The sequence below is a fragment of the Flavobacterium hercynium genome (assembly GCF_002217285.1).
Taxonomy (GTDB): domain Bacteria; phylum Bacteroidota; class Bacteroidia; order Flavobacteriales; family Flavobacteriaceae; genus Flavobacterium; species Flavobacterium hercynium.
This window is the reverse complement of record NZ_MUGW01000008.1, coordinates 217,071-229,261: the sequence shown is the minus strand read 5'-3', so window position 1 is coordinate 229,261 and position 12,191 is coordinate 217,071. Positions and strand designations below refer to the sequence as shown.

General features: G+C 35.4%; 9 protein-coding genes. 1 reads left to right on the top strand and 8 read right to left on the bottom strand.

Annotated features, from left to right (window positions below; genetic code table 11):
• Positions 1 to 254 precede the first annotated feature (254 nt).
• Positions 255 to 725 (bottom strand): regulatory protein RecX, encoded by a 471-nt coding sequence (locus B0A66_RS03910; protein WP_089048542.1) that lies wholly within the window; start codon positions 723 to 725, stop codon positions 255 to 257.
• A 297-nt stretch (positions 726 to 1,022) separates the two neighbouring features.
• On the opposite strand from B0A66_RS03910, the gene B0A66_RS03905 reads away from it, so the two are divergent.
• The gene (locus B0A66_RS03905) at positions 1,023 to 5,528 is read left to right on the top strand and encodes a T9SS sorting signal type C domain-containing protein (RefSeq protein ID WP_089048541.1); all 4,506 of its coding nucleotides are present in this window, start codon (positions 1,023 to 1,025) and stop codon (positions 5,526 to 5,528) included.
• An 81-nt stretch (positions 5,529 to 5,609) separates the two neighbouring features.
• Here the strand turns inward: B0A66_RS03905 and B0A66_RS03900 are convergent, their stop codons facing one another.
• The 7 genes from B0A66_RS03900 to B0A66_RS03870 form a co-directional block, all read right to left on the bottom strand.
• The gene (locus tag B0A66_RS03900) at positions 5,610 to 6,773 is read right to left on the bottom strand and encodes a beta-ketoacyl synthase N-terminal-like domain-containing protein (RefSeq protein ID WP_165766578.1); all 1,164 of its coding nucleotides are present in this window, start codon (positions 6,771 to 6,773) and stop codon (positions 5,610 to 5,612) included.
• 32 nt (positions 6,774 to 6,805) lie between these two features.
• Positions 6,806 to 8,077 carry an adenosylmethionine--8-amino-7-oxononanoate transaminase gene (gene bioA / locus B0A66_RS03895; protein ID WP_089048539.1) on the bottom strand — a complete coding sequence of 424 codons (1,272 nt, stop codon included), beginning with the start codon at positions 8,075 to 8,077 and terminating at the stop codon, positions 6,806 to 6,808.
• A 41-nt stretch (positions 8,078 to 8,118) separates the two neighbouring features.
• On the bottom strand, positions 8,119 to 8,736 hold the full coding sequence (gene bioD / locus B0A66_RS03890) for a dethiobiotin synthase (RefSeq protein ID WP_089048538.1): 618 nt from the start codon (positions 8,734 to 8,736) through the stop codon (positions 8,119 to 8,121).
• Between the two features lie 88 nt (positions 8,737 to 8,824).
• Positions 8,825 to 9,439: a hypothetical protein gene (locus tag B0A66_RS03885; RefSeq protein WP_089048537.1), complete on the bottom strand. Its 615-nt coding sequence runs from the start codon at positions 9,437 to 9,439 to the stop codon at positions 8,825 to 8,827.
• Positions 9,429 to 9,932 (bottom strand): RNA polymerase sigma factor, encoded by a 504-nt coding sequence (locus B0A66_RS03880; protein WP_089048536.1) that lies wholly within the window; start codon positions 9,930 to 9,932, stop codon positions 9,429 to 9,431. The genes B0A66_RS03885 and B0A66_RS03880 overlap by 11 nt, the downstream gene beginning before the upstream one ends.
• A 7-nt stretch (positions 9,933 to 9,939) precedes the next feature.
• Positions 9,940 to 10,803, bottom strand: a complete 864-nt coding sequence (locus B0A66_RS03875; RefSeq protein WP_089048535.1) for a TraB/GumN family protein — start codon at positions 10,801 to 10,803, stop codon at positions 9,940 to 9,942.
• A gap of 134 nt (positions 10,804 to 10,937) precedes the next feature.
• Positions 10,938 to 12,074 (bottom strand): aminotransferase class I/II-fold pyridoxal phosphate-dependent enzyme, encoded by a 1,137-nt coding sequence (locus B0A66_RS03870; RefSeq protein ID WP_089048534.1) that lies wholly within the window; start codon positions 12,072 to 12,074, stop codon positions 10,938 to 10,940.
• Positions 12,075 to 12,191 lie beyond the last annotated feature (117 nt).

The window sequence follows — 12,191 nt, the reverse complement described above, 5'->3', positions numbered from 1 at the left end:
AAATGTTAAAAAAGTCGACAAACTACATCATTTTAAAAGTCTTTTTATGGAATTTCTTATAAAATTTTAATTTTTATTATAAGAAAATTAGCAAGTTTTAACAAAAAATGGCACTATTTTGCAAAATCAGGTCTAAAAAAAGCGAGCACTTTGCAAAATACGCAAGAAAATTAAAATTTTAACAAAGTAATCAAAATATTAAAAAGTAAGAAAATTTATGATTTCCAGATAATTAGGTTTAAGAATTTTAGGAATCAAGATTCTTTCTCTAAAGTTGTAACTTTATCATAAACCAAATGACTCTCATAACCTCTTCGAAGCATATAGTCACAAAATTTTTTTCTCTTTTTTAAAGTATTTTTTTCCAGAATACTATTCCAGGCTTTTTCTGCCAGTTGATCAAAAGTGGTTTCATATTCTTCGGCAATTTCTTTTAAAGCCAAAGTAATATTAGTTGAAGAAATTTGTCTTGCTTTGAGTTCATTTGTAATTCGAATTCTGCCCCAACTTTTAATTCTGTGCTTTCCTCTGGCAAAACTGCAGGCAAAACGGGTTTCATTCAGGAAGTTATTTTCAATTAACTGAACCACAATTGTATCGATCTCATCAGGGCTCATTTTTAAGCTATAAAGTTTAGTAACAACTTCTGCGTGACAACGTTCCTGATAGGCACAAAAGTGTTCTAATTTTTGTAAAGCCTCTTTTTGGGTAAAAAACTGATTCATGCGTTTTTTCTTTCTTTTTAACTATAAATGCTAAAAATAATCATTTTTATATACTGTTATAGGTAGATTTTTTTACTTTTATCAAAAATTGCTTTAACAAAACATTGCAAATGTAAGAAATTGTAATATTTTTGAGCCGGAATTTAACAGTTTAAAAAATGCCTATTTATGCGCTTTTAGCTTTAGATTCTTAAGTTAAGATTTACAAAACAGGAGGTACAAAAATGTAATCCTGATTCCTGTTTTGTGATTTGATACTAGCAAACAAATTTAAAACATAAAATACCACTAACATCTATGATTAGAAAACTACTTTCTTTAAAACCTACGCATGCCCTTTTTCGATCTTTAAAAAACGGAAAAAATGTAACCTCAAAATTGTTTATTTTTGGATTATTATTTTTCGCTCAAATCGGATTTAGCCAAATTGCAGTGCGTGGAAATTCTACAAATGAATCGACGAACGGTTTTATAACTATTGATAAACCTGTCGGTGTCGTTGCAGGTGATATTATGATTGTCAACCTAGCTTGGAATGCACCAGGTGGTTCCTACATTCCTACACTTACAGGTTGGACTAATATTAATTCGTCCTATCTATCCGGTACAACAAAAGTTGGCGGTGTTTTGTATAAAATTGCTGGTGCATCTGAACCTGCTAGTTATACATTTCCAGTTGCAAATTCAAATGGTTCAGTAGGTGCAATAGTCGCTTTTTCCGGTGTGGACGAAGTAGATCCATTCGATACAGCACCCACAGGAATAACCGTAAATTCTGGAAATAATGCTTCAGCTCAGTCTATTACTACGGTTATGAATAATGCAGCTGTTGTAATGTTTTCGCAAGCAGTTGGAACTGCAAGAACGTATACCAATTGGCGAGCAACATCTCCAAATAGCTTAAATGAAATTTATGATGAAAACAAAAATACTGGAAACAGAGCTTCAGTCGGAGCTGCGTGGGCACTTAAGCCAACTGCTGGCGCTACAGGAACAGCTAATGTTACTTTGTCCGGAAATGAAAATAACGGGGGTCTCTTATTAGCACTAAAACCAAAAGTAGATTATAAAAGTCAGATAATTTCTGTAGATGCTGGTTCGTCAACCTGGTGTGCAGGTGAAACACGAACAGTAAGTGCCGTTATAAAAAATGTTGGTAAACTTGCCTGGGCAGATGCCGGAGGCAGAGATTTTAATATTGGTATTAAATGGAACGGAGAAAGCGCCACGATATGGAATGATTATCATGTTCGAGTAGATGCCCAAAATTTAGCGCCGGGTGAAACGAGAACTTTTAACTTTACCATCACTGCATCCCGAAAAACAGCTACTGGCCCTTATACTACTCCACTTGCTGTCGGAGCAAATAATTTAACTTTTGATATCGTTTATGAAGGAGTTTCTTGGTTTAAAGACAACAACGGCGTTGTAGGTCCAGGAAACGTAGCTTTTGTATCTCCTCAGCAAAATATCGTTGCCTCTCCGGATGATAAAGTTGTTACCGCTGCTGATCCAACTATTTGTATCGGAACGGGAACAAATATTACTGTTGCTGCTTCGCAAACTGGTGTTTCTTATCAGCTCAGAAATGGCACAACTGCTGTTGGAAGCCCCGTAAACGGTAATGGAGGTACTATAAATTTACCTACAGGAGTATTAAATGCGACTACAACATTTAATGTTTTGGCGACTTTTACTTCTACATCATGTCCATTACAAATGACAAATACGCCTACGGTAACGGTTAACTCACTAAGTGGAACAACTGTAGGAACCTATACTTTTTGTATTGACAATTCAAATACAATTGCAACGGCTAGTGTAAATTCAGGTCGTTATGTGGTATTGAATGTGATACAAGGATTGCAATATACATTTTCAGTTGCCAATGTTTTTGCAAGCGCAAATGAGTACTTGTCTGTTTATAATGCCGCTACAAATGCACTTCTCACTACAAACAACGCAGCAACCGGTACGTCTATTACGAATTGGATTTCTCCTCTTTCAGGACAAGTAAAAATACTTTTGACTGCTGGTGCAAATTGTGCCAATGCCGGCGCAACAGGCGGACCACTTTCTCTTAATTTAACTGGTGGTAGTAACACATTTGAAACTCAAAACGAATTTGGCACTAATACCTGGGTAGGACATATCTATAATGCAGGCGGTGCTACACCGGAACCATTTTCAGCTAATTACGCAGGATACTATAATGTACCTACTGAAACTATAAACGAAAACTTTGGCGGAGATGCTAATTGCTTTCCTGTTTATTCTAACGGAACGCAAAGAGCCAGTATTTATACCGAAGGATTCGCAGTACGATACAAAATGAAAACAACCAAATCAGGATGCTATATAATTAGCATAACTGGTGATGATGGTGTACGTCTATTTCTTAACGGAACTAAAATTTTAGACAGATGGATAGAACAAGGCTCAACGACTTACAGTAATGTATTGGTTCGATTTGATGGAGATGATGATTTGGTGTTTGAATATTATGAAAATGCAGGTGCCAACATTGCTGGTTTTTCAATGGTACCATTTGATGGTAACGTAAATACTATTACCGCTCCAACTACTGTTACTTTTTGCAGCAATGGTAATCCTGATATAATAAACGGATCATTGCAATACAGTTCTACCAGTACTACATTGCAAAATCCGCAGCTTAATTTTCAATGGCAACTTGCTACAGATACAGGTGGATACGCCAACATACCGGGTGCAACTGACAGAACTTACGATCCGCCGGCAATAGCAAATAATACAGCAGTCGACATTGTTCGTAGATTTAGAAGACAAGTTACTTTAAATACAGCGAATATTCCGGACATCAATGGAGTACGCACCAATTGTACTTACACACTTAATAGTAACGTTGTGACGATGACAACAGTTCCAACAGTGGCAACACCAACAGTAGGAACAATCACCAATATCAATTGTACTACTTCAACAGGAAGTGTTGCTCTTAGCGGTTTACCCTCAGGATTGTGGACAATTGAGAGAACTCCTGATTTAGTAACTGTAAACGGTTCTGGTGCTACAACTACACTTACTGGTCTTTCAGCAGGAACATATACTTTTAATGTAACAAATAATACGACTGGCTGTAAATCAGCAGCAACAGCAAATGTTGTGATCAGCGATCAATCAACTACAACATGGAACGGTAGTGTATGGTCTAACGGATTACCAACAGCTACTAAAAATGTAATTTTTGCAGGATCGTTCCCGATTACTGCTGACTTGAATGCTTGTTCTTGTACTATTAATTCAGGCATTGGAATCAATGTACCTTCTGGTCGTACTTTAAACATTACCAATGCGGTGACGGTTTCAGGAACGGGATCTTTGGTATTTGAGAACAATTCAAGTTTGGTTCAGGGATTAGCTACAACAATAAACGCTAACTCCGGAAACATAACGTACAAACGAAATACTACTGCTATGCGTCTTTATGATTACACGTATTGGTCATCACCTGTATCCGACTTTTCACTTTACAGCTTATCACCGAATACGGTTCCTAATGAGTATTATAGCTATAACCCAACATTAGGCTGGTCATCCATCAATAACGGAGCTGCAAATATGACAGCGGGAGTTGGTTACATTTTGAGTGCACCTCGAACCTTTTCTAATACATATTCAGCAGTTTACAATGCTAACTTTATCGGAACACCAAACAATGGAGATGTAAATGTAACCCCAATAGCTGCAAAATGGAATCTGGTTGGAAATCCGTATCCGTCTTCGCTTGATGCGAGACAATTTATTATCGCCAACACGGTTCCGGGATCTGAAACGATTGAAGGATCCTTGTATTTCTGGACGCATAATACATTGCCTGATAACATAGATCCGGGACAAAACAACAGGTATTTTTATACTAGCGATGATTACGCTGTTTACAACTTAACAGGTAGTCTTGTTACCAGTAAATCAGCAACAACAGAAGCAACCGCAGGTGCAAACGCCCCATCAGGTAATATTGCTTCAGGCCAAGGTTTCTTTGTAAAAGCATTGACAAATAACCCAATTCAGTTTAAAAACAACATGAGACTGGGTGCCATAAACACACAATTCTTTAAGACAGCTAAAGAAACAGAAGTGCAAGATCGTGTTTGGTTAAACTTTACTAACACTCAAGGTGCTTTCAAACAGATATTATTGGGTTATATTGAGGAAGCTACTAATGGTGTTGATGTCAGATATGATGCAACAAGTTTTAACGCTAATGCGTACATTGATTTTTACAGTGTAAACGGAGCTAAAAAACTAAGCATTCAGGGACGTGCTTTACCATTTGAAAAATCGGATGTAGTGCCATTAGGTTATAAATCGACTATTGCAGGAGAATTTACTATCGCTATAGATCACGCTGAAGGAATCTTTTCAGGACAACAAAAAGTTTACCTTCAAGACAAATTAAAAGATGTAATCTATGATTTAAGTACTGGTGATTATACTTTTAAAACTGAGGCGGGAACTTTTGCTGATCGTTTTGAAATACGTTATGCCAGTAAAACAACATTAGGTACTGGTGATTTTGATACTGCTGAAAACACTCTTTTTGTTTCTGTAAAAAACAAAGAAGTAAAAGTAACTTCGACTACAGAAAATATCAAAGAAGTAACGGTTTATGATATTACAGGAAAACTGCTTTATGACAAGAAAAAAGTAAATTCAGCTGAGTTACAAATTCAGAATTTACCGGTAGCGCATCAAGTTATTTTGGTTAAAGTAACGCTTGAAAACAATAGCATTCAAACCAAAAAAATCATAATACAATAAAAACAAATACCTACTTCCATTTTATGAAAAATCCATTCGTTGCGGCGAATGGATTTTTTTTATGGTTTAATTTAATGCTTGTTATGGTTTTTCGATCAAGATACTAACGGCGTTTCCACCAAAGCCAACGGCATTTACGAGAACTTTTTTGATAGGTTTTGTTTGATTCTGAGCTTCTGAAAAAGGAACTCCAATAAAGGTATTATTTTGAATCATTAACAATGCTAATTCTAAACTAAGTAATCCCGAAGCTCCAAAAGTGTGCCCAATTTTCCATTTGTTTGTTGTAAGCAATGGCAAGTTATTGCCAAAAATCTTTTCAATGGCACGTAATTCGGTTAGATCCCCTTTTATTGTTCCGGGAGCATGCATGACGATGACATCAATATCTTCTAGCTTTTCATTCTTTAAAGCCATTTTCATTGATTTTTGAAAACAATCTGCTTCAGCTGAAATCGAAATATTATGTTCTAAAACTTCTGTGGCATATCCATAACCTGTAATATAAGCAATAGCATTCTTCTGCTCACCTGCTTCTAAACAACAGACTGCGGCTCCTTCCCCCAAGATCATGGTATTCTGGTTTTTCTCAAAATCAAAAGCTAAATTAGGCCAAGGTTCTTTTGTCTGATCGACACGCGAATAAATCTTTAATGCTCTCATTTGGGCAATCGTAAAATCGGTCAGGGGCGCTTCGCTTCCTCCCGCCAAAAACTTATCTGCCATTCCTGCTTTTAGCCATGCCAGACCATTTAATACGGCATGAAGCGCCGTAGAACAGGTAATAGAATGCGAAATCTCAGGTCCCACACTTTGCAAATCGTGCGCTACCCAGGAAGAGATATTCCCTAAAGTTGTGGTTGGCGAAGCCAAGGTTTGAGATTTTCCTGTTTCGATATATTCCTTATAATGTTTTTCGAATAAACTTGTTGCCCCGCGTGAAGACCCAATATTGATTCCGAAAACATCATTCTTATTCCAACCTGCTTGTGCGACTGCTTTTCTCGATGCTGCCAAAGCAAACAAAACAGAATCATCAAGTAATTTATATTTAGAATCTGATTCGCGTATGGCAGTAACAAGTTCTTTTGAATCCTGATCTAAGACCGCGACAGACGTATTTTGCTGATCTAAAAACTGAGTAGAAAAACAATGTTCATTATCCAGATACTTTTTCCAAACAACAGCGGCATTATTTCCCAAAGGAGAAATAGATGAAAAAGCAGTAATCGCAATTTTTGACATATTCAAAATAAATAAATTAAATACAGATGTTATTACACCATTTCTATAGCTTCTTCTATAACGGTATAAACATATTGAAGTTGTTCCTTCGTAATAATATAAGGAGGCAAAACATAAACAATATTACCAACCGGCCTTAGAATTACACCTTTATCAATAAAAAATTCATAGAGTTTGTTTCTCATTGTACCGTAATAACTTTCTTCTGAATCTGATCGTATCTCAACAGCAAAAATAACGCCCAACGTTCTTGCCGTAATTACTTTAGCATGACTTTTAATTTTTTCCTCAAACTCTAAATGACTTGCATTGATTCTCCTTATATTGGCTTGCATTTCTTCTGTTTGTAACAAATTCATACTTGCCAAAGCAGCTGCACAACCTGTTGGATTTGCCGTGAAAGTATGTCCGTGAAACAAAGCTTTGTTGATATCATCATCGTAAAAAGCATCAAAAACATCTTGTGTAAAGGTGGTAATCGCCATTGGAATTGTTCCTCCTGTCAGCGCCTTAGACAAACAAATCATATCCGGATTTTCCGAGACATAATCCATAGCAAAGGTTCTTCCCGTTTTTCCGAAACCAGTCATTACCTCGTCTGCAATTATTAGCACTTTGTTTTCTCTACAAATCCTAATGAGTTTTGCCAATTCTTCAGGTTCATACATAACCATTCCGGCTGCGCCTTGTACTAAAGGTTCAAAAATAAAACCTGCACAATTGTACTTGGCAATTGCATTTTGCAATGCGGTACAACTTTCCTCTTCTTTCCCTTTTACTGGAACCGGAATTCGCACCACATCTATAAACATTCCTTGAAAAGCTTGTGTATAAAATGAGATTCCACTTGCTGCCATTGCCGCAAAAGTATCTCCATGAAAGGCATTTTCGAATGCAATTATCGTAGTTCGCTTTTCATTTTTATTAAAGAAATATTGCAATGCTACTTTTATCGCTACTTCTACTGCAGTCGAACCATTGTCTGAGAAAAAGATTTTCTGTTGATTGTCCGGTAAAATCTCCAATAGTTTTTCGGCAACTTTTACAGCGGGTTCGTGTGTAAATCCTCCAAACAAAACATGCTCTAAAGTGGTTAACTGTTTGTAAATCGCATCGGCAATAAAAGTATTACTATGTCCAAACGGATTCACCCACCAAGAGGCAATCGCATCTATATATTCTTTCCCCTTTTCATCCCAAAGCAATGCGCCATGTCCTTTGGTTATTGCAATTGGCGTTTGTGCCGTTTTGTGCTGTGTATACGGATGCCAAAGGTATTGGCTGTCTTTTTCTGTTAAAGTCATTTGGTAAAAATTGTAGATTTCTGATTTTAGATTTTAAATTCTTACAGTTCGAGAAGGCTATCTCTAAACAAAACGGCGTATTCTCGAATCACATTCTGATCAAAATAAGGTTCTTCATCGATTCTTCCAATCCGTTTTACTTTGGTTTTCTTCAAAATCAAATCTTCGGTTGCTTTGTTTTCGCTTCCGCTAAAGATAATGCCCGCAACCTCTAAATTCCGATTTCGAATTGCTTCAATAGTTAGCAAGGTATGATTGATACTGCCTAAAAAATGTCTGGAAACTACAATAACTTTATAATCCGGCTGTATTAAGTCAATAATACAATCTTCATCATTTAAAGGAACCAAAATTCCACCAGCACCTTCAATTACCAAATGATTTGCAGTTTCGGGTTCTTTAATTTGTTTCAAATCGATTACAATTCCATCTATTTGCGCTGCCCAATGCGGACTTGCAGGCGTATTTAATTGGTAGCTGTTTTCAAAAATCTTAGATTTTGTATTGGTAATTTTAGCTTTAATTTTAGCACTATCAGAGTTTTCCAAATCACCCGCCTGAATTGGTTTCCAATAATCTGCTTCTAAAGCTTCTGTTACAATTGCCGAAGCTATCGTTTTACCAACATCTGTAGAAATTCCTGTTACAAATATTTTCATAATCTATTTTTGTATACCATTATAAAATCTTTCATAGAGTAAATGTACTACTAAACAACAAACCCATCGTAATGATGGGTTCTGTTTATTATTCTTCTTTTAATTCATCAAGCACATTCCTGATTTGTTCTGCAAATTTTCCATAAAATTTGTGTACCCACCAATCCAAAGTTACTGCCATAATAAGCATACTAAAAACTACTATAAAAAACAATCCAAATAAATGAATATTAGTAAACTCTGTCAAAATTATACCGGGCACAAAATAAAATGCATAATAAGAAAAACCAATTAAGTATAAGATTAAAAACGGTGTCAACGCAAATCCGAAAGTCTTATACAACTCCATATTGAGTCTTATTTCGTAATAGGTTTCGTATAAATTATCTTTTGTTTGAAGCGATATGATATCTATTTTTTTATACCAAAAATAAAATTTTCGAAAATAATACACGCAAACTGCCACATAGAGACTAAAAAGCAAATAGTAGAGAATAAGCATCTTTTCCGGAAATTTATAAAATGAAGGCACGAATCCAAGAAAACAAAGTGAGAATATTTGATACTTAAACTCTCCTCTTACATTTCTTTTTATTTTGTCCAAAGGTGTATGCACCGATTTAATTTTTTCTATGGTATTGGGCAAAACAACATCATTATTCTTTTCGTTATTCCACGCGTTTTGTATATCGTTAAAATCCATATCCCTGATTTTTAATAATTTCTTTTAATTTTTCCTTTGCTCTGTTTAATTTCACTCTGGCATTTCCTTCTGAGATTCCAAGATTTTCTCCAATTTCCTTATGTGAAAAACCTTCAAGCTGATAAAAAATAATGGCCTTGTCGATTTTTTCCAATTTTTGAACTGCTTTGTAAAAATGTTCTAACTGATTTTCTTTTAAAGGCGAATCGTTTTCATCTTCTTTAATATTCTCTGATGGAATTTCATACTTATCAACCTTACGCTTTTCTTTTCTCAAAAAGACGATTGCCGTATTGATGGCGACACGATACATCCAGGTCGAAAACTGACTTTCGTTCCGAAACGAATCATACGATTTCCAAAGCTGGCAAATGATTTCCTGAAACAAATCCTGCTGATCGTCAAGATTGTCCATGTACATTTTAGAAACTTTATATAAAATTCCTTTATGACTTTCTATCCGTTTTAAAAATTCTTGTTCTTTTGCTTTCAAGACGATACTAATTCATAATTGGCTTAACGGTATAGCCAGACTTTCTTAATAAATTAATCACACCTTGTTCTCCAGCTAAGTGCGCTGAACCTACCGCAATAAATGACGTTTTACTTTTGATCATTGCCGGTAAAATCTTGATCCAATTCTGATTTCTTTCGTCTAGCATATATCTCTTTGCCTTCGCATTCATCACTCTTTCTTCTGTAGCCTTTTCAAACAAAGAACTTAACTTCTCCTGTTTGTATTCTGCAACCATTTCTTTTGTTTCTTCTGTATCAGATTCTTCCAGAGCGCTAATGATTTCAGCATCAGAATAAGCAGCTGAAAGCGTATTAAATTGAGATTTTACGGTTTCTAAACCCACAACTTCTAAATTTTTTTCTTTCGCTTTTTCAATAAAATCCATTTCATAAAATTTCAAATCATCACACCCAAATGTTTTCATCGAAATTAAACTCATTATCGTAATCAAACTAAAGCTATCTACTTGCTGAACGCTCATTCCGGTAGTTTTTTTGAGTATAATGTCTAATTTAGACAATTGTTCTGCATTCAGTTTTTTACTCAATGGTTCACTTCCCATCGCTAGTTTTTGCATTTCTATTAATTCCTCCGGATCTGCAAAATTAATTTCTAATAGTAATTGTTCAGAAGCATCAAATGCTTTCTTTACTTTCTCAGACAGAAAATAATCTGCAGAACAAATCATATGGATCGTTCCGTATAAATAAGATGGTTTTGATAATCCGTTTCCGGAGACTTCCCATAAAAGAGAATTTTCAAGTGGCGTAGATTTGGTCTGTGCATTGGCTCCATATTGAAACAACAGCACAATGAATACTAATAATGATTGAAATACATTTTTCATTTACTGACTAATTAAGTTGATGATTAAAAACTAGTAATATGCCACGTAAGTACATCAATCTGTAAAACGTTACAGGAAATATCATTTTTCTCAAAGAAATAAAAATGATAAACCAAAAAGAAGCGGCAAAGCGTTTAGAAAATAAAATCTCTCAGCAATTCAAGTACCTCGTTAATTTCTTCTGTAGTATTATAACTGTGCACACAAAAGCGTAAACGTTCCTGACCTTCCGGAACAGTTGGCGAAAGTATAGGCTTGATATCGAAACCCTTATCCTGAAGTTGTTGCGCCAGCTGTTTTACCTGCTCGTTCCCAGGAACAATAGCAGATTGTATCGCCGATTTGCTTCGCACAAACATCGGTTTCAATCCTAATAAATTCTTTTGCTGATTAAAATAAACAATGTTCTGACGCAACTTTTCGATGGTTTCTTTTTCGATTTCCAATTGCTGATAAGCTGCCAGAATAGTAGACACCGCGTGAGGAGACAATCCGGTGGTGTAAATAAAACTTCTGGCAAAGTTCACCAGATATTCTTTGAGGTCGGCGCTGCCTAAAATTACCGCACCATGACAGCCTAAACCTTTTCCGAAAGTCATGATTCTGGCAAAAATTCTGTTATGCAAATCCAGATATTGCAGTAAGCCTTCTCCTTTATCTCCAAACACACCTAGCGTATGTGCTTCATCAATTACGAGATAACAATTGTATTTTTCTGAAAGTGCTACTAATTCTTCCAGATTTGGACTATCCCCATCCATAGAAAAAACGCTTTCTGTAACGATGTAGACATTGGTATCCTGAAATTTGAGAATCAGCTCTTCTAAATCTTCAAAATCATTATGATTGAATTTGTATGATTTGGCATTCGACATTCTAATTCCGTCACGAATTGAAGCATGACTTAATTCATCGTAAAAAATAACATCATTTCGTTGCGGTACAGCGCCAAAAAAACCAAGATTAGCATCGTAACCCGAATTAAAAATTAAAGCCGTTTCTACGTCGTGAAATTCAGCTATAAAAGATTCTGCATTTTGATACAGCGAATGATTACCGGAAAGCAATCGTGATCCGGTTGCTCCATTCTGAATAAGATCATTTTCGATTAAATAATGATGCGCTAGTTTGAAAATAGTTTCTGATTTTGCAAATCCAATATAATCGTTAGAAGAGAAATCAATTAGATTATTAAAACTTGGTAATTGTCTTAGCGAATTATTCCGTTTTCTAACTTCTAATTTCTGATTAAGGTTTTCTGGTAAATTCATAAGATTATATTATTGAATGATTTAATTATTGAAAGATTAAAAGATTTAATAATCAATTCAACTTACTAGTTTATTAGATTCTTTCCATTTTATAAAAATAAAAAAAAGCCAAACATT